This is a genomic window from Agrobacterium albertimagni AOL15 (assembly GCF_000300855.1).
GTDB classification, from domain to species: Bacteria; Pseudomonadota; Alphaproteobacteria; order Rhizobiales; family Rhizobiaceae; genus Allorhizobium; species Allorhizobium albertimagni.
Genome location: NZ_ALJF01000002.1, coordinates 299542 through 315953, shown reverse-complemented (window position 1 = coordinate 315953; position 16412 = coordinate 299542). Strand labels below are relative to the sequence as shown.

Genomic DNA, 16412 nt, shown 5'->3' with positions numbered 1-16412 from the left:
TCAGGTGCGAATGATATAGGCGACGACCCAGACGAGGATCGTCAGGACGACGGACGCGATGATGTTCGCCTTGGCGAGCTTCGTCGAGAAATGCTTCTCGAAGCCATAGCCGACATCCCACATCAGGTGGCGAAGTCCGCCAAGCATGTGGTGGATCAGTGCCCAGGTATAACCGAACAGGATCAGGCGACCGATGATGGTGCCCATGAACCAGTTGACCCATTCGAAGTACTCGGCGCCGGTAGAGGCTGCCACGAGCCACCACGCAACGAGGATCGTACCGAAATAGAGCGCTGCACCAGTGATGCGGTGCAGAATCGACATGATCATCGTGGGAATAGGCTTGTAGATTTGCAGGTGCGGCGACAGGGGCCGGTTTTTTGTCACATTCGCCATCTAAACCTCGCGGCGTCTCGATGCGGTCCGATCATACGGACATATTGTTTGCAATGCGTCATAACGTTTGTGGTGCATTGCATCAGGGGGACGTTTAATCCTCGAACTCCCGGACGACAAGCACATTCGCTTGACGAATTCAATTTAATCGATTCGCGTGAACAGAGCTTTAGCGTCACGAAGAACCGCACCCCCCGATACGAAAAAAGCGTGGAAGTGGATGACTTTAGCAACCACTTGCGGCATGCTGCGTTAACGATTTGTTAACCGCGTTCCGGAGGTGCCCCATGCTAAAGTATCGTCTGACCACAGCGCTTGCGGCCCTGCTCATGACCTTGCCGGTCGGCTTCGCCCAGGCCGGCGACTGGAGCGGACATCACGGTCGTCACGCCCACCACGCCAACCGCAACGCGGTTATCGGCAGCAACGGACTGCCATCGGTCATCCCCGGAATCGGCACCTTTTCCGGCAGCGTCTCCGGCCTGCGGATCAAGGGCAATGGCGTCTTCCTCGCCATCGACCGGGGCCTGAGGCCGCAGGTCATCGCCTACCGCGCGCCCAAGGCAAAAATCATTGAAATTACTGCTGAAAATCCGGATGAGGCCTGCTCGTTCGAGGCCGGCGTCTGCGTTATAAGGCCGAAGAACTAGAGAAATTTCCAGACGGTCGTCTTCTTCACTTCGCTGTCTTCCAGAACGCGCGTGACCGGCACCTCATAGGTCGCCAGAGGCTCCAGGTGTTCGGTCGGGCGATAGCTTCGCCCGGGATCGCCGACAAGCACCAGACAACCGTCTTTCGCCATGTCCGCGAACCAGGTGACGAGCGCCCGAGCGAAGTCGCTATCGTAAAAGACGTCACCGGCCAGGATGACATCGACATCGACGGATCGACCAATGAGATCCTCGGTGGTGCAGTCAACGCTCACATCGTTCAGAGCGGCATTCAGCCGCACCGCAGTTCTTGCCCAAGGATCGATATCGGCGGCCAGCACTTCTGCTGCGCCGGCTTTCGCCGCAGCAATGGCTACCATGCCGGAGCCACTGGCGAAATCCAGCACGCGCTTGCCCCGAACCGTCTCCGGATGATCGAGCACATAGCGCGCGAGCCCCTGGCCGCCCGCCCAGGCAAAGGCCCAGAACGGCGGCGGCAGCCCGATCGCCTCCAGATCCTCCTCCGTCTTCAGCCAGAGATCATGCATCTCGCTTGCCAGATGGAGCCGGATTTCCGGCACATGCGGCGGCGAGAGCACGCTGGTGTTTTCGAGGATGAAGCGATCGGGATCCGTCTTCACAGGTGTGTCACACGGGCGGATTGTCGAGACCGCCCATGCGGCAGACCTCGAAGTACTCGTCTTCCGTCACCGGCTGAACGGAAAGCCGCATGGAGGTGACGAGCGCCATCTTCGACAGCTTCTCATTCGCCTTCACGTCCTTGAGGCTGACCGGTTTGGGCATGTCGCAGACGGCGCGGATGTCGACGCAGTCCCAGCGCGCGTCACCCTCGGCGGTCGAATCCGGATGCGAGAGCGCACAGACTTCGACGATCCCGACGATTTCCAGCCCCTCGTTCGAATGATAGAAGAAGCCCTTGTCGCCAATCTTCATCGCGCGCATGTGGTTACGGGCGAGATAGTTGCGAACGCCCGTCCATTCTTCACCGACGTCGCCCTTGGCCTTCTGCATTTCCCAGGACCACTTGAAGGGTTCGGACTTGTAGAGCCAGAATGCCATTGTCTTCACGCCTCGGGATTGTTGAAGACCCAGTTATAGGGCTTGATCTCGACGGTCTCGAACAGGCCGGCCTTTGCATAGGGGTCCTGTGCTGCCAGCGCCTTTGCAGCCTCGATATCATCAGCGACGATCAGCAGCATCGATCCGCAGGGCTTGCCGTCGGCATCGAGGAAGGGGCCGGCGATTTTCAGCTGGCCAGCGGCATTGAGGCCGTTCAGCCATTCGACATGCGGTGGGCGCGTTTCCATCCGAAGGTTCAGGTGTCCGGGCTTGTCGGCGCAGATGACGGCAAACAGCATCTTGTCTCTCCTCAAGGGTCTCTTATTCGGTGGTGATCGGTCGCGACATCAGTTGGGTGATCGCAGTCGGGATGTCCAGCCTGCCGTCGATGATCGCCGCAACGGCCTGCGTGATTGGCATCTCGATTCCATGTCCTTCGGCGAGACGCGCGGCAACGGCGGCGGCAAAGGCACCCTCGACGAGCGAACCACGCTGGGCTGCGATCGGCTCGCCACGGCCAAGCGCGATGCCGAAACGGAGGTTGCGGGACTGGTGGCTGGTCGCGGTCAGAACAAGGTCACCGAGGCCCGACAAGCCCCTCACCGTGTCCCCTCGCCCGCCCATGGCATCGACCAGTCGCGACATCTCGGCAAGGCCGCGGGCGATCAGCGCAGCGCGTGCCGAATCGCCGAGCCCCATGCCCTCGACGATGCCGCAGGCGATCGCCAGCACATTTTTCAAGGCACCGCCGAGCTGCACCCCGATCCGATCATCGGAGGCATAGAGACGGAACGTCTGGCCGGAAATCGCCTTGGCGAGGTGTTCGGCAAGAGTCAGCTCATGCGCCGCAATCGCCATGGCCGTCGGCAGCCCCTTGGCGATATCAGCCGCAAAGCCCGGACCTGACAGCATGGCGATCGGATGATCCGGCAGGGCATGTTCCAGCACATCGGTCAGAAGGCGAGACGTCTGCTTCTCGATGCCTTTCGCGCAGATGACAACGGGCGCGCCCGGCTTCAGATAGGGACCGTAGGTCTCTGCCGCAGCGACCTGTGCCTGCGAGGGCATGACGAAGAGGACGATATCCGCTGCGGTCAGCTCTTCCGGTCTGGCAGAGAAGGCCAGCCCCTCGGGCAAGCGAATGCCGGGCAGCGCCGCCTCGTGCATCCGACTGCTCGCAAGATCGGCCATCACCGATGCGTCGCGGCCGATCAGAACCGCCTCGGCCTTGCCGGTCTGGGCAATCACGGCGGCAAGCGCCGTCCCGAAGGCGCCTGCACCGATGACGGCGATACGTTGTATCTCGCTCATGCCTTGGCGCCCCGCTTTCCATAAGCGAGCAAGGCCTTGGCATCTTGGTCGAGCGGCCAGCGTGACCGAGGGGCGACGGCAAGATCATCCGAGGGCATGCCAAGCGCCATGCGCTCAAGACCCGCCCAGGCGATCATCACGGCGTTGTCGGTGCACAGATGATGCGGGGGAGCCACGAAGCGGAAGCGATGCTCGGCGCAGAGCGTATCCAGCGTCTGGCGCACCTCTTTATTGGCAGCGACTCCTCCAGCGACGACTAGCGCGGGCTCGGCGACGTCGGGATAAGTTTCCTTGAACCGCTGAAGACCTCGGCCGATGCGATCCTTCAGCGTGCGCGAAATGGCATGCTGGAAGGAGGCGCAGATATCGGCAATGTCCTGATCGGTGACAGGCGCGATGCCTTCTGCCGCCTGGCGCACGGCGGTCTTGAGCCCCGAGAAGGAGAAATCGAGGCGCGCTTCGCCAACCAAGGGCCGGGGAAAGGCAAACCGCTTGGGATTGCCCGTGGCAGCTGCCCGCTCGACGGCGGGACCACCCGGATAGGGAAGACCAAGAAGCTTGGCGGTCTTGTCGAAGGCCTCACCAAGCGCATCGTCGATCGTGGTGCCCCAGCGTTCGTATTCGCCCACACCCTTGACCAGAACCAATTGCGTGTGGCCGCCGGAAACGAGCAGCATGAGGTATGGGAAGGCAACGCCATCGGTGAGCCGTGCCGTCAGCGCATGTCCCTCGAGATGGTTGACGGCGTAAAGCGGCTTGCCCGTCGCCCGCGCGATCGCCTTGCCGGTCATCAGACCCACCAGCAGGCCGCCGATCAGGCCGGGGCCGGAGGTGGCCGCGATCGCATCGACTTCGGAGAGCGAAATGCCGGCCCGGGTCAGCGCCTCCTCGATCAGCGTATCCAGCGCATCGACATGGGCGCGCGCCGCAATCTCCGGTACAACGCCGCCATAGGCGCTGTGCTCGTCGAGCTGGCTCAACACGACATCCGCTTCGGTGACCGCAGAACCGTCAGGAAGCCGGATGACGACGGCCGCCGCCGTCTCGTCACAGCTCGTTTCGATGCCGAGGATGCGCAGTTTGGATGTCATGGCACCTGTTCATTGATTGCGGTCGCCGAGAAACCGGTCTACGAAACCTGTCGGTAACAACGGACAAGTTCGGATGCAAACAAAACCTTTCCGCATCGGTACACGCGGCAGCCCGCTCGCTCTCGCCCAGGCTTCGGAGACACGCGCCCGCCTCATGGTCGCGCATGGACTTCCGGAAGAGATGTTCGAGATCGTGGTGCTCTCTACCAAGGGCGACCGGATCACCGACCGGGCCCTGTCGGAGATCGGCGGCAAGGGGCTGTTCACCGAGGAGCTGGAGGATCAACTCCTCTCGGGCGACCTCGACTTCGCGGTCCATTCGTCCAAGGACATGCCGACCAAGCTGCCGGAAGGGCTTTTCCTCTCGGCCTATCTTCCGCGCGAAGATGTGCGCGACGCCGTCGTTGGCCGCACGGCTCCGACGCTGAAGGATCTGCCTCACGGCGCGACCGTCGGATCGTCTTCGCTACGTCGCCAGGCCCTCATCCGCCGCATCCGTCCCGATATCAACGTCATCACCTTCCGCGGTCTGGTCGACACCCGCCTGCGCAAGCTCGCCGATGGCGAAGTGGATGCAACCTTGCTTGCCTTTGCCGGCCTGAAGCGGCTCGGCAAGCCCGAGATCCCGACCGAACTGCTCGACCCCAGCGAGTTCCCGCCGGCACCGGCGCAAGGCGCGATCTGCATCGAGAGCCGCATCGGCGACACGAGGGTCAACGATCTGCTCGACGCCATCAATGACCGCGACACCTTCGACGCCGTCAGCTGCGAACGCGCCTTCCTCGGCGCACTCGACGGATCATGCCGCACCCCGATTGCAGGCCTGGCAACCGTAGAGGGCGACGCGATCCGCTTCGCCGGCATGATCCTGACGCCCGATGGCAGCCGCTGGCATGACGTGGAGATCGAGGGAAGCCGGACGGAGGCCGCAGTGCTTGGCGCAAGAGCCGGCGGAACGGTCCGCAGCGCGGCCGGCAGCGACTTCTTCGACAGCTGGAACTGAGCCATGCGCGTTCTCGTGACGCGTCCGGAGCCGGCCTCGGCCAGAACCGCTGCACAACTCGAACGCCGCGGTCATGAGCCTGTGCTCATGCCCCTGATGCAGGCAGTGCAACAACCTGAGGCACTCGCCTCCCCGCCCCCACCAGACACGGCGGTCCTTGCCGTCACCAGTGCCGAAGCGATGCGTGTGCTGGAGACGCTGCCGGACGATGCAAGACGCCCCTTCCAGGCCCTGCCCCTTTTCGCGGTCGGTCGCGCGACGGCCCGCGCGGCAAGAGAGGCTGGCTTCAGAGATGTTTCGGTTGCAGACGGTGACGGACACTCCCTCGCTGGGCTGCTCATCGCGAAGTCGTACCAGAATCCGGGCGCATCGATCCTCTATTTGACGGGAACTCCACGCTCTTCAGACTTCGAAGCCAAGCTGCAAGAAGCGGGACGCATGCTGGACGTACGAGAATGTTACCGCATGGTACCGACTACCCATTCCGACGCCGCGGCAATCGACAAGCTCACCCCGATGCCGGAAGCAATTCTGGTCTACTCCTCCGAAACGGCAAGGCGTCTCGGGGAGTTGCACGACCGCACTGACGACGTGCTCGAATGGCCCCGGACACGCTTTCTTTGCCTGAGTGAAAAGATCGCAAGCGCTCTACCGACAAATTTTCAGGCCAGAAGCCAATGGCCGATGGAACCTCGGGAAGATCTGCTCCTTCTTCTGCTTTGATGCAGTGCCGCGTGAAATGGAACCTCGGGCCTTCCCTTCGCCATGAGGACTGACTAGGTTTACTCACACGCGCGAAATGAAGAGGTTGTCATGGTTTCCGGAAAGCCACCCCGTCGATCGAAAGCCCCCGATGAACCGGTGACGATCGATCTGACCGCACAGGAAACCAAGTCCGCCGCGGGCTCCGGCAACGCCGAGACCGAGCCAGCAGATGCGCCTGCCACGTCTCCCGTACCAGACGAGCCGACCGCAGGTGCCGCGGCCTCGAACGATGCTCCGTTCGGAACTCCAGCCGATCCCTGGACACCAACGCCGGAGACGACCGCTGAAACCACCCCTGTCGATGACACGGACACCCGTGCTGAAGCGACACCGAAAAGCGAACCGACCACCAGCCGGGAACCGGCTCGCCAATCCCCCGCCACCTCGACCCTGATCGCATCCGGCATTTTCGGCGGCCTCGTGGCGCTCGCGCTGGCGGGCAGCATGCAATATGCCGGGATCGTTCCGGGTCTCGGACCGGAACAGACAGCGCCGGCGCCGGCCGTGGACACGGCAGAGCTTGACGCGTTGAAGGCAGAAGTCGCCCGTCTGGCGGCGCAGCCCGCAGCCCCCGCCACCGACCCTGCCTTGGTAGAGCGTATCTCAGCCCTTGAAACCAGCGTCGCCGATGCAGGCTCCACGCCGCCCGCCGATGCCGCCGCAGTCGAGGCGCTCAAGACCCAACTGGTCGCTGCCGAGCAGGCCATCGAATCGCTGCGCGCCGAAATCGCCAGCAACAAGCAGGCGCTCGATCAGAGCGCCACACGACTTGATGAAGCCGAGCGCAAGCTGGAAGAGCCGCGCAACGACGTGGAAATGGCGCGCGCCATCGCCCTTTCCGGGTTGAAGACCGCCATCGATCGCGGTGGACCATTCCTGTCGGAGCTTGACGCCCTGAAAAGCGTTTCGCCCGAGGACCCCGCTGTTGCGGCCCTGACCCCGCTCGCGAGCAATGGCGTACCGTCTCGAACGGATCTGACACGGCAGTTCAATCAGGTGGCGGAGGAGATCCTCGCCGCCATACACCAGCCAGAACAAGGCGAAGGCTGGACGGATCGCCTGATGGCCAGCGCCCGCTCGCTGGTCAAGGTTCGGCCCGTCGGCAATGTCGAGGGCGACATGCCCGAAGCCATCGTCGCACGGGTCGAGGACAAGCTGCAGAACGGCGACCTCAAGGGCGCGGCCCTGGAATGGGAAACGCTGCCGGAAGCCGGAAAGGCGGCTTCATCCGATTTTGCGACAACTCTGAAGAACCGGATCGAGGCCGAGGAGCGGGTAGCTGCCGCTCTGTCCCAGACCGTGGCCGGAAATGGAGGCTGACGCATGACAACCATCCTCAAGGTCCTCTTTTTCTTCGCCTTCATCCTGGCGCTCGGCTTCGGCTTCTCCTGGATCGCGGATCGTCCCGGTGAAATCTCGCTGATCTGGGAAGGCCAGCAATACAATACCGATCTCATTGTCGCGGTGACGGCGCTCGTCGGGCTCGTCGCCGCGATCATGGTGACCTGGTGGCTGCTGCGCACGCTCTGGACATCGCCCCATTCGGTCCGCCGTTTCTTCCGCGCCCGCAAGCGCGACCGCGGCTATCAGGCGCTCTCCACCGGTCTGATTGCCGCAGGTGCTGGCAATGCCATCCTGGCCCGCAAGATGAGTGCCCGCGCGAGAAGCCTGATCCGTGCCGATCAGGAGCCGCTGATCCGCGTGCTGGACGCCCAGGCCGCTCTGATCGAAGGCCGGCACGATGAGGCACGTCGCCTGTTCCAGGAGATGTCCGACGATCCGGAAACGCGCGAACTCGGCTTGCGCGGTCTTTACGTCGAGGCGAACCGTCTGGGAGCCCATGAGGCCGCCCGGCAATATGCCGAAACCGCGGCGGAAGCAGCTCCCTACCTGCCCTGGGCAGCAAAGGCGACGCTCGAACACCGCTGCCGCGCCGGCCACTGGGACGATGCGATCCGACTGCTGGATCAGCAGAAGATCGCCCATGTTCTTGAGCGGCACGAAGCCGAACGCCTGAAGGCCGTGCTTTTGACCGCAAAGGCGGAAGATCAGCTGGAAGCCGAGCCGGCAGGTGCTCGCGACAGCGCCTTGAAGGCGCTGAAACTCGCCAAGGATCTGGTGCCAGCCGCGATCGTTGCCGCCAAGGCCTATATGCGTGAAGACAACCTGCGCAAGGCATCGAGCACGCTGGAGCAGGTCTGGAAACTCGACCCGCATCCGGAAATTGCAAGGGCCTATGTGCGGGTACGCAGCGGTGACAGCGCCGTCGATCGTCTGAAGAAGGCGGAAAAGCTCGAAGCCCTGAAGCCGAACAATTACGAGTCCCTGCTCATTGTCGCCGAAGCAGCCCTCGATGCCCAGGATTTCAAGAAGGCACGCACCAAGGCGGAAGCCGCCGCCCGCATCGCCTCGCACGAAAGGGTCTATCTGCTGCTTGCGGATATCGAGGAAGCCGAGACCGGTGACCAGGGCCGCATCCGCCACTGGATGGGCCAGGCGCTGAAGGCGCCGCGCGATGCCGCCTGGGTGGCCGACGGCCATGTCTCGGAACGCTGGATGCCGATCTCGCCGGTCACCGGTCGCCTCGATGCCTTCGAATGGAAGACGCCCTTCGACCAACTGGCGGGTCCGATCGAGGAAGGCAGTGTCTCCGAAGGCGAAAAAGCTCTTGCTTCCCTGCCCCCCGTTGCAAGAACCGAAACACCTGCGCGACCCGAACCTGAGTTCGAGACGGCAAAGCCGAAAATCGTGCAACCGAAAGCCCGGGTGATCGATGTTGAGCCTCAGGCGAAAGCGATCGAACCGGAGACCCCGGAAACCCCTCCGGCCAAACCGGCAAAGCCGGTCAAACCCGTGGTGATCGCATCTGGAGATGCCACTCCCGCTGCCCAAGAGCCAACGGTGGTCGAGCCTTTCTTCGGCCGCCCGCCCGATGACCCCGGGGTCAAGGATCCAGCGCTTGCAGCACCGGAAGCCAAAACGCGCCTGAAACTCTTCTGACGGGATCCGCATGCTCGACCGCTTGCAAGCCTTTTTTCAATCCGTGATGCAGGACCGCCCCAAGGCGGTCTTTGCCCCCGACGACCCGCGCATCGCAGTCGCTGCCCTCTGTCTTCAGGTCATGGAAGCCGATGGCGTCGTCCGCGACGCCGAGCGAGTGAAGCTGCGGGAAATCCTGAAAGATCAATACGCACTGGACGATGCGGCACTCGATGCCCTGATTGCCGCCGGGCAGGACGCCGAGAGCGAAGCGGTGGACTACTATCGCTTCACCACGGAACTGAAGCGACAGCTGAACGAGGAACAGCGCCAGCAGCTCGTCGGTCTGCTCTGGGACATTGTTTATGCCGACGGCAACAGGAGCGAGATGGAAGACCACGCCATCTGGCGGGTCGCAGATCTCCTCGGCGTGTCGGCCCGGGAACGGATCGTGCAGCGACAGGAGGCGGCCGAACGCGCCGGCCTCGGAGCAATCGACGATGCCTCGTGACCTTCGGTCGCGTCCAAGCGATCGCAAACAACCGGTTATCATCGTCCTGCATCAGGAGCGTTCAAGCCCCGGCCGGGTCGGCCAGATGCTGGAAGAAAAAGGCTATACGCTGGATATCCGCCGCCCGGTGCTCGGCCAGGACTTGCCGAAGACACTGGCGGATCATGCCGGCGCCGTCGTCTTCGGCGGTCCGATGAGCGCCAACGACCCCGAGGATTATATCAAGACCGAGATCAACTGGCTGGACGTGCCCCTGAAAGAGAACAAGCCGTTCCTCGGCATCTGTCTCGGCGCCCAGATGCTGGTCCGCCACCTCGGCGGCAAGGTGGAGGCCGACCGCGAGGAGCGCACCGAGATCGGCTGGTATCCGATCCGACCGACGGAGCATGGCCGCCTGCTGATGCATTGGCCGAAGATGGTCTATCACTTCCATCGCGAGGGCTTCAGCCTGCCGCATGGTGCAAAATTGCTGGCGACCGGCGACATCTATCCGAACCAGGCCTTCCGCTATGGCGAGAACGCCTGGGGCGTGCAGTTCCACGCCGAACTCACGCGCGCCATGATGCACCGCTGGGTGGTCCATGGCGCCCATCGCTTCGTGCTGCCCAATGCGCAGCAGGGGCGGGAGCATCTGGAAGGCAGGATGATCTTCGACGCCCCCTTGCGGGCCTGGCTGTCGGATTTCCTCGACCTGATCTTCAAGCGCGATCAGCGCGCCTCCTGACGCTCCGGCGCCTCGAGGCTGTCAATCTTGCGCAGCTGCGGGAAGCCGAGCGCCCAGACGACGGCGACTGCGAGCGTCCCGAAGCCACCGATCACGACGGCCGGAACGGGCCCGATGAAATGCGCCATGGTGCCGGCGCGGAATTCGCCGAGTTCGTTGGACGCACCGACAAAGACCATGTTGACGGCATTGACGCGCCCACGCACCTCGTCCGGCGTCCAGAGCGCGATCAGCGTCTCGCGCACATAGACCGAGGCCATGTCCGCAGCCCCCATCAGCATCAGGGCGGCGATCGAGAGCCACGCATATTCGGACAATCCAAAGACGATCGTGCCGGCCCCGAACAGCGCAACACCGATGAACATGAAGACCCCGGCATTGTGGCGGATTGGAAAGCTTGCAAGCGCGATCGCGACGATGATCGCCCCAATTCCGGGTGCTGCGCGCAGGAGGCCGAGCCCCCAGGGGCCGAGATCGAGAATGTCGCGCGCAAAGACCGGCATCAGCGCGACGGCACCGCCCAGCAGCACCGCGAAGAGGTCGAGCGAGATCGCGCCCAGCACCACCTTCTCACCGAAGATGAAGCGGAACCCGGCAAACAGCGTGTCCAGACTGACGGCCTTTTCCGACTTTCGCTGCGGCGGGCGCTTGACGAGGAAGACAAGGATCGACGCGGCGGCAAAAAAGGCGAAGGACACCGAATAGGCGACAACAGGGCTTGCTCCGTAGAGCAGACCACCAGCCACGGGGCCGACGATCGACGCTGTCTGCCAGGAGGACGAATTCCAGGCGACCGCGTTCGACAAGTCCTTTTGCGGCACGAGATTGGGCGCAAGCGACTGCACGGCGGGTGCAGCAAAGGCACGCTCGATACCGAACACGACGAGGATGGCAAAGACGATCGTCGGCTCGAAGGCATCGGCAATGGTGAGCCCAAGCAGCGCTCCGGCGCAAATGGCGCTGACGATCATGCAGATCGAGACGATGGCCCGTCGGTTATAGCGGTCGGCGACGGAACCGGTAACGAGGATCAAAAGCAGCGACGGCAGGAACTGCACCAGGCCGATCAGGCCGAGATAGAAGACATTGCCCGTCATGTCGTACATCTGCCAGCCGACGGAGACGCTGAGGATCTGGGTGGCGAAGGCTCCCAGGAAGCGGGCAAAGAAGAAACGGGTATAGGAGGAATGCCGAAACGCGGCGAAACGATCGTCGGCCGAGGACGGGTGCATCGAAGTGACCTTAAGCTGCGGGCAGGCCCGCCGTTAAACATGATTCGGATTGCGTGGGCCCCATCCACTTGTCCGTTAAGTCGCCAATGTCTACATCTCTGTCAACCGAGAAATGGAGACCTGAATGTACGCCCTGTTTCAGACGATTGACCTTGCCTTGAGCATCTTCACCTGGATTCTGATCGGGAGTGCAATCTTCTCCTGGCTCTACGCTTTCAACGTGATCAATTCCAGCAACCGCTTCGTCGCGGCACTTGGACAGTTTCTCTACAATGTGACCGAGCCGGTTCTGCGCCCCATCCGCCGCTTCATGCCGGATCTCGGCGGCATCGACATCTCTCCGATCATTGTCCTGCTGATCATCTTCTTCCTGCGTTCGTTCCTCTGGAACAGCGTCTATCCGCTGGTGGCGTGACCAGCCCCTGCCGTCTTGCGCATGATCACATACTGCTCGCCGTCCGGTTGACACCGAACGGCGGGCGCGATGCGTTTGACGGGGTAGAGGTTTCCGCCGACGGGCTGGCGCATCTGAAGGCACGCGTGACCGCCGTGCCGGAAAAGGGCAAGGCCAACAAGGCCCTGATCGCCCTGCTTTCGAAAGCCCTGAAGGTCCCGAAGTCCTCGATATCGGTGGCGTCAGGCGATACCGCCAGACAAAAAATCCTCCGGATCGAGGGCGATCCGGAGGATTTGAAATCGCGGTTGGACGCTCTCGCGCCGACCTGAGAACTTACTTGGCTTCGTCCTTGGCGCGCTGGATCGACTCCAGAATGATCTGCTTGGCAGCGTCAACATCCATCCAGTCGCCGATCTTCACCCACTTGCCGGGCTCCAGATCCTTGTAGTGCTCGAAGAAGTGCTGGATCTGCTTCAGCGTGATTTCCGGCAGATCCGTGTAGTTAGTGATCTTGTCGTAGCGACGCGTCAGCTTCGGCACCGGAACGGCGAGAATCTTCTCGTCCATGCCGCCATCGTCTTCCATCATCATGACGCCAATCGGGCGGACATTGATGACGCAGCCGGGAACGAGCGGGCGCGTGTTGCAGATCAGAACGTCGAGCGGGTCGCCGTCCTTGCAAAGCGTATGCGGCACGAAGCCGTAATTGCCCGGATAGGTCATCGGGGTGTAGAGGAAGCGGTCGACGACCAGCGTGCCGGCGTCCTTGTCCATCTCATACTTGATCGGCTGGCCGCCGACAGGAACTTCGACGATGACGTTGATGTCTTCCGGCGGGTTCTTGCCGATGGCAATTGCATCAATACGCATATTATTGGACCCCGTAGAGTGTTGAATTCCTGCGCTACCTAATGCGAATTATGGCGCAATGCAACACGGCTTTCGGCGGACAGAGGCGGCGCGGCACAGGGCCAGCGACGAAGGGGGATTAGCGGCATGATCAGGGGAACGAAAAATCTGCTCGCAGGATTGCGCTGGCTGGCGTCTGTAGCACTCATCTCCGGACCCGCACTGGCTCAGGAGAGCGGATACACCGATCTCGACCTCGACGCCTGCGAAACACTTGCCGAGGACGTGATGGGGGTTTCCTTGAAATGCGAGGGCTACGAAGATTATCCCGTCTATTTCAAGGAAGGTGACATCCGCCAGAGCGTGATCTTCGGTCAGGTCGACCGCGAGCTGATCGACGGGGGCTTCGAGAGCTTCGCCGCTTTCAACCACGTCAACACCAGGATCGAATGGCGTGTCGATGACGGTGGCCGGCCATTTGCCGCGATCCTGCGCTGGTTCATCGACAATCCCGGCCCGGACGGCAGCTCGACCAGGCAAGGCCGTGGCGAGATCCTCGTTGTGTCCAAAGTTGCGACGCAAGGGGACGGCGGCTCCTGCTTCGTCGCCATGGTGGATGCCAAGGCCAACCCCAAGGCCAACGAACTGGCGAGGCAGGCGGCAGACACCGAGGCTGCCGATTTCGCCTGCGGCATGAACGAGCCGCAATGGATCGGCAAGCGCGGCGACCTTGTCAGCGAGCGGACGTTCAGCTGGCCCGAGGGTTATGTCGTGGAATAGACGCGCAGCGCAGTCTCAGTTCCAGATGAAGCCGAGTTTCTTCAGGTGGACGTCGTCGAAGTCTTCCATCCCCTCGACCGCATCCGTACCGCCGTTCGTCCGGAAGAAATTGGCGGCGATCTCGCTGTCTTCAAGGCACCAGACGACCATGCCGTTGCACCCCAGCGACTTCAGAATCCGCCGCGCCTCGTGAAACAGCTGATAACCGAGGCCGATACCCTGATATTCGGGCCGGAGATACAATTCATAGATCTCGCCCTCGTGCGGCAGGGCGCGTGCCCTGTTATAGCCGAGCGAGGCGTAACCGGCGACTTGACCGGCCACTTCGGCAACGAGGATAGTGGCCGGACCACGCGTTGCCTTGCGCCACCAGCTTTCGCCGCGGCGCTCGATCATCCGGGTCAGCGCACGATAGGGAATGATACCGGAATAGGCGTGCATCCAGGCATTGCGATGGGCATCCGCGATCGCGGCGGCATCACCGGGACCTGCCAAGCGCATGTCGATCGACAACGTCTTCATAACGTAAACCCACTCTGGCGCGCCCAACTCATCAGGCGCGGGGCCTGGACCTGCATCGGCCCAACGAGAAAATTTAACGCTTTTTTAAGATTACCCGCAAGGCAGAAGGCGGAGGATGCACAAACAAAACCCCGGCATTTTGGACCGGGGTTTCAAAACGAGACATATTTTCAGAGACTTGTGTCTCAGATGGCAGCCTTGGACTTTTCCATGCGCTTGCGGTCGTTCGCGTCGAGGAACATTTTGCGCAGGCGGATCGACTTCGGCGTGACTTCCATCAGTTCGTCGTCCTGGATCCAGGACAGCGCGCGGTCGAGCGTCATGCGGATCGGCGGCGTCAGCTTGACGGCTTCGTCCTTACCGGCCGAACGGATGTTGGTCAGCTGCTTGCCCTTGAGAACGTTGACTTCGAGGTCGTTGTCACGCGTGTGGATGCCGATGATCATGCCGGCATAAACCTTTTCGCCCGGCTCGATGATCATCGGGCCGCGGTCTTCCAGGTTGAACATGGCATAGGCAACAGCTTCACCCGACTGGTTGGACAGGAGAACGCCGTTGACGCGACCGGTGATCGCACCCTTGTAAGGCTGATAATCGTGGAACAGGCGGTTCATGATCGCCGTGCCGCGCGTATCGGTCAGCAGTTCCGACTGATAGCCGATCAGGCCACGGGTCGGTGCGTAGAAGCGCAGACGAACGCGGCTGCCGCCCGACGGACGCAGCTCGACCATTTCGGCCTTGCGCTCGGACATCTTCTGAACGACGACGCCGGAATGCTCTTCGTCGACGTCGATCACGACTTCTTCGATCGGCTCCATGGTCTGGCCGTTCTCGTCCTTGTGCATGACGACGCGCGGACGCGACACGGCAAGCTCGAAGCCTTCACGGCGCATGGTTTCGATCAGAACGGCGAGTTGCAATTCGCCACGACCGGACACGAAGAACGAATCCTTGCCGTCGGATTCTTCGATCTTCAGCGCGACATTGCCTTCCGCTTCCTTGAACAGGCGATCGCGGATAACGCGCGAGGTGACCTTGTCACCTTCGGTGCCGGCGAGCGGGCTGTCGTTGACGAGGAAGGACATGGTAACCGTCGGCGGGTCGATCGGCTGAGCGGTCATGGCTTCGGTGACCGAAGGATCGCAGAAGGTGTCGGCAACGGTGCCCTTGGAGAGGCCGGCGATGGCGACGATGTCACCAGCATGCGCTTCTTCGATCGGCTGACGCTCGATGCCGCGGAACGCGAGAATCTTCGAGATACGGCCGGTTTCGACCGTCTTGCCGTCCTGGGAGAGAACCTTGACCGCCTGGTTCGGCTTGATCGAGCCAGAAGCGATACGACCGGTGATGATACGGCCGAGGAAGGGGTTGGCTTCGAGAAGCGTACCGATCATGCGGAACGGGCCTTCTTCGACCTTCGGCTCCGGAACATGTTCCAGCACGAGGTCGAGAAGCGGCGCAAGACCTGCATCCTTCGGACCTTCAGGATTGACGTTCATCCAGCCGTCGCGGCCAGAACCGTAAAGGATCGGGAAGTCGAGCTGATCGTCGGTCGCGTCGAGATTGGCGAAGAGGTCGAAGACTTCGTTGATGACTTCTTCGTGGCGACCGTCCGGACGGTCGATCTTGTTGATCGCGACGATCGGGCGAAGGCCGACCTTCAGCGCCTTGCCGACGACGAACTTCGTCTGCGGCATCGGGCCTTCCGAAGAGTCGACCAGAACGATCGCGCCGTCCACCATCGAGAGGATACGCTCGACTTCGCCGCCGAAGTCGGCGTGGCCGGGCGTGTCGACGATGTTGATGCGGTGACCCTTCCACTCGATGGAGGTCGCCTTGGCCAGGATCGTGATGCCACGTTCCTTTTCGAGGTCGTTCGAGTCCATCATGCGCTCGGCGGTGCGCTGGTTCTCACGGAAAGACCCCGACTGCTTCAGAAGCTCGTCCACAAGGGTCGTTTTTCCATGGTCGACGTGCGCGATAATCGCGATGTTGCGCATTTTCATGTTTGTGATCTCTGATAGCTGGGGCGCAATACGGGAGAGTGGCGCCGATTTACTTTGGCGCGCTCATACCTTGTTTTTTGCATTTGCGAAAGGGGGAAACGCCCGATGCGCCGGCG

The 16412-nt window shown here is 62.1% G+C and carries 20 protein-coding genes; 10 read left to right on the top strand and 10 right to left on the bottom strand.

The annotated features are described in order from the left end of the window. A complete protein-coding gene (gene sdhC / locus QWE_RS02300; protein ID WP_006724455.1) occupies positions 1-396 on the bottom strand; it encodes a succinate dehydrogenase, cytochrome b556 subunit in 396 nt (131 codons plus the stop codon). A gap of 287 nt (positions 397-683) precedes the next feature. Between sdhC and QWE_RS02295 the strand changes: the two genes are divergently transcribed. Next, on the top strand, positions 684-1046 hold the full coding sequence (locus QWE_RS02295) for a hypothetical protein (RefSeq protein ID WP_006724454.1): 363 nt from the start codon (positions 684-686) through the stop codon (positions 1044-1046). On the opposite strand, the gene QWE_RS02290 is transcribed toward QWE_RS02295, so the two are convergent. From QWE_RS02290 to tsaD, 5 genes are read right to left on the bottom strand one after another with little or no spacing between them, the layout of a single operon-like run. Next, on the bottom strand, positions 1043-1687 hold the full coding sequence (locus QWE_RS02290) for a class I SAM-dependent methyltransferase (RefSeq protein ID WP_006724453.1): 645 nt from the start codon (positions 1685-1687) through the stop codon (positions 1043-1045). The genes QWE_RS02295 and QWE_RS02290 overlap by 4 nt on opposite strands. Positions 1688-1694: 7 nt before the next feature. Beyond that, the gene (locus QWE_RS02285) at positions 1695-2126 is read right to left on the bottom strand and encodes an EVE domain-containing protein (protein ID WP_006724452.1); all 432 of its coding nucleotides are present in this window, start codon (positions 2124-2126) and stop codon (positions 1695-1697) included. 5 nt (positions 2127-2131) lie between these two features. Then, positions 2132-2425 carry a YciI-like protein gene (locus QWE_RS02280; RefSeq protein ID WP_006724451.1) on the bottom strand — a complete coding sequence of 98 codons (294 nt, stop codon included), beginning with the start codon at positions 2423-2425 and terminating at the stop codon, positions 2132-2134. Between the two features lie 22 nt (positions 2426-2447). Next, positions 2448-3437: an NAD(P)H-dependent glycerol-3-phosphate dehydrogenase gene (locus QWE_RS02275; protein WP_006724450.1), complete on the bottom strand. Its 990-nt coding sequence runs from the start codon at positions 3435-3437 to the stop codon at positions 2448-2450. Beyond that, positions 3434-4528 (bottom strand): tRNA (adenosine(37)-N6)-threonylcarbamoyltransferase complex transferase subunit TsaD, encoded by a 1095-nt coding sequence (gene tsaD / locus QWE_RS02270; protein ID WP_006724449.1) that lies wholly within the window; start codon positions 4526-4528, stop codon positions 3434-3436. The genes QWE_RS02275 and tsaD overlap by 4 nt, the downstream gene beginning before the upstream one ends. A 73-nt stretch (positions 4529-4601) precedes the next feature. Here tsaD and hemC point away from each other — a divergent pair, with 73 nt between their 5' ends. The 6 genes from hemC to QWE_RS02240 all read left to right on the top strand — a co-directional run bounded on the left by hemC (position 4602) and on the right by QWE_RS02240 (position 10510). Continuing rightward, positions 4602-5531, top strand: a complete 930-nt coding sequence (gene hemC / locus QWE_RS02265) for a hydroxymethylbilane synthase (protein ID WP_006724448.1) — start codon at positions 4602-4604, stop codon at positions 5529-5531. Positions 5532-5534: 3 nt separating this feature from the next. Beyond that, positions 5535-6254 carry a uroporphyrinogen-III synthase gene (locus QWE_RS02260; protein ID WP_006724447.1) on the top strand — a complete coding sequence of 240 codons (720 nt, stop codon included), beginning with the start codon at positions 5535-5537 and terminating at the stop codon, positions 6252-6254. 90 nt (positions 6255-6344) lie between these two features. Continuing rightward, positions 6345-7616: a mitofilin family membrane protein gene (locus tag QWE_RS02255; protein ID WP_006724446.1), complete on the top strand. Its 1272-nt coding sequence runs from the start codon at positions 6345-6347 to the stop codon at positions 7614-7616. A gap of 3 nt (positions 7617-7619) precedes the next feature. After that, positions 7620-9296, top strand: coding sequence for a heme biosynthesis protein HemY (locus tag QWE_RS02250; RefSeq protein WP_006724445.1), 1677 nt, complete (start codon positions 7620-7622; stop codon positions 9294-9296). A 10-nt stretch (positions 9297-9306) separates the two neighbouring features. Continuing rightward, positions 9307-9786, top strand: a complete 480-nt coding sequence (locus tag QWE_RS02245; RefSeq protein WP_006724444.1) for a tellurite resistance TerB family protein — start codon at positions 9307-9309, stop codon at positions 9784-9786. After that, complete coding sequence (locus QWE_RS02240) at positions 9776-10510, top strand: glutamine amidotransferase (protein ID WP_006724443.1); 735 nt, start codon at positions 9776-9778, stop codon at positions 10508-10510. Before QWE_RS02245 ends, QWE_RS02240 begins: the two co-directional genes overlap by 11 nt. Here QWE_RS02240 and QWE_RS02235 read toward each other — a convergent pair. After that, positions 10495-11742 carry an MFS transporter gene (locus QWE_RS02235; protein ID WP_006724442.1) on the bottom strand — a complete coding sequence of 416 codons (1248 nt, stop codon included), beginning with the start codon at positions 11740-11742 and terminating at the stop codon, positions 10495-10497. The two genes, QWE_RS02240 and QWE_RS02235, sit on opposite strands and share 16 nt — an antisense overlap. A gap of 124 nt (positions 11743-11866) precedes the next feature. On the opposite strand from QWE_RS02235, the gene QWE_RS02230 reads away from it, so the two are divergent. Together QWE_RS02230 and QWE_RS02225 are read left to right on the top strand one after the other, a co-directional pair. Next, the gene (locus QWE_RS02230) at positions 11867-12157 is read left to right on the top strand and encodes a YggT family protein (RefSeq protein ID WP_006724441.1); all 291 of its coding nucleotides are present in this window, start codon (positions 11867-11869) and stop codon (positions 12155-12157) included. Continuing rightward, on the top strand, positions 12154-12468 hold the full coding sequence (locus tag QWE_RS02225) for a DUF167 domain-containing protein (RefSeq protein ID WP_006724440.1): 315 nt from the start codon (positions 12154-12156) through the stop codon (positions 12466-12468). The genes QWE_RS02230 and QWE_RS02225 overlap by 4 nt, the downstream gene beginning before the upstream one ends. Positions 12469-12472: 4 nt before the next feature. Here the strand turns inward: QWE_RS02225 and ppa are convergent, their stop codons facing one another. Beyond that, positions 12473-13009, bottom strand: a complete 537-nt coding sequence (gene ppa / locus QWE_RS02220; RefSeq protein ID WP_006724439.1) for an inorganic diphosphatase — start codon at positions 13007-13009, stop codon at positions 12473-12475. A 126-nt stretch (positions 13010-13135) separates the two neighbouring features. On the opposite strand from ppa, the gene QWE_RS02215 reads away from it, so the two are divergent. After that, complete coding sequence (locus QWE_RS02215) at positions 13136-13768, top strand: hypothetical protein (protein WP_006724438.1); 633 nt, start codon at positions 13136-13138, stop codon at positions 13766-13768. Between the two features lie 15 nt (positions 13769-13783). Here the strand turns inward: QWE_RS02215 and QWE_RS02210 are convergent, their stop codons facing one another. Together QWE_RS02210 and typA are read right to left on the bottom strand one after the other, a co-directional pair. Then, positions 13784-14290 carry a GNAT family N-acetyltransferase gene (locus tag QWE_RS02210; RefSeq protein WP_006724437.1) on the bottom strand — a complete coding sequence of 169 codons (507 nt, stop codon included), beginning with the start codon at positions 14288-14290 and terminating at the stop codon, positions 13784-13786. A gap of 185 nt (positions 14291-14475) precedes the next feature. Further along, the gene (typA, locus tag QWE_RS02205) at positions 14476-16296 is read right to left on the bottom strand and encodes a translational GTPase TypA (RefSeq protein ID WP_006724436.1); all 1821 of its coding nucleotides are present in this window, start codon (positions 16294-16296) and stop codon (positions 14476-14478) included. Positions 16297-16412 lie beyond the last annotated feature (116 nt).

What these genes read in the sequence shown, in the direction of transcription:
- QWE_RS02215 (WP_006724438.1), top strand. Translation starts at nt 13,136, where the DNA reads ATGATCAGGGGAACGAAAAATCTGCTCGCAGGATTGCGCTGGCTGGCG.
- hemC (WP_006724448.1), top strand. Translation starts at nt 4,602, where the DNA reads ATGCAAACAAAACCTTTCCGCATCGGTACACGCGGCAGCCCGCTCGCT.
- sdhC (WP_006724455.1), bottom strand. Translation starts at nt 396, where the DNA reads ATGGCGAATGTGACAAAAAACCGGCCCCTGTCGCCGCACCTGCAAATC.
- QWE_RS02285 (WP_006724452.1), bottom strand. Translation starts at nt 2,126, where the DNA reads ATGGCATTCTGGCTCTACAAGTCCGAACCCTTCAAGTGGTCCTGGGAA.
- QWE_RS02235 (WP_006724442.1), bottom strand. Translation starts at nt 11,742, where the DNA reads ATGCACCCGTCCTCGGCCGACGATCGTTTCGCCGCGTTTCGGCATTCC.
- tsaD (WP_006724449.1), bottom strand. Translation starts at nt 4,528, where the DNA reads ATGACATCCAAACTGCGCATCCTCGGCATCGAAACGAGCTGTGACGAG.
- QWE_RS02255 (WP_006724446.1), top strand. Translation starts at nt 6,345, where the DNA reads ATGGTTTCCGGAAAGCCACCCCGTCGATCGAAAGCCCCCGATGAACCG.
- ppa (WP_006724439.1), bottom strand. Translation starts at nt 13,009, where the DNA reads ATGCGTATTGATGCAATTGCCATCGGCAAGAACCCGCCGGAAGACATC.
- QWE_RS02230 (WP_006724441.1), top strand. Translation starts at nt 11,867, where the DNA reads ATGTACGCCCTGTTTCAGACGATTGACCTTGCCTTGAGCATCTTCACC.
- QWE_RS02260 (WP_006724447.1), top strand. Translation starts at nt 5,535, where the DNA reads ATGCGCGTTCTCGTGACGCGTCCGGAGCCGGCCTCGGCCAGAACCGCT.
- QWE_RS02275 (WP_006724450.1), bottom strand. Translation starts at nt 3,437, where the DNA reads ATGAGCGAGATACAACGTATCGCCGTCATCGGTGCAGGCGCCTTCGGG.
- QWE_RS02240 (WP_006724443.1), top strand. Translation starts at nt 9,776, where the DNA reads ATGCCTCGTGACCTTCGGTCGCGTCCAAGCGATCGCAAACAACCGGTT.
- QWE_RS02280 (WP_006724451.1), bottom strand. Translation starts at nt 2,425, where the DNA reads ATGCTGTTTGCCGTCATCTGCGCCGACAAGCCCGGACACCTGAACCTT.
- QWE_RS02245 (WP_006724444.1), top strand. Translation starts at nt 9,307, where the DNA reads ATGCTCGACCGCTTGCAAGCCTTTTTTCAATCCGTGATGCAGGACCGC.
- QWE_RS02210 (WP_006724437.1), bottom strand. Translation starts at nt 14,290, where the DNA reads ATGAAGACGTTGTCGATCGACATGCGCTTGGCAGGTCCCGGTGATGCC.
- QWE_RS02250 (WP_006724445.1), top strand. Translation starts at nt 7,620, where the DNA reads ATGACAACCATCCTCAAGGTCCTCTTTTTCTTCGCCTTCATCCTGGCG.
- typA (WP_006724436.1), bottom strand. Translation starts at nt 16,296, where the DNA reads ATGAAAATGCGCAACATCGCGATTATCGCGCACGTCGACCATGGAAAA.
- QWE_RS02295 (WP_006724454.1), top strand. Translation starts at nt 684, where the DNA reads ATGCTAAAGTATCGTCTGACCACAGCGCTTGCGGCCCTGCTCATGACC.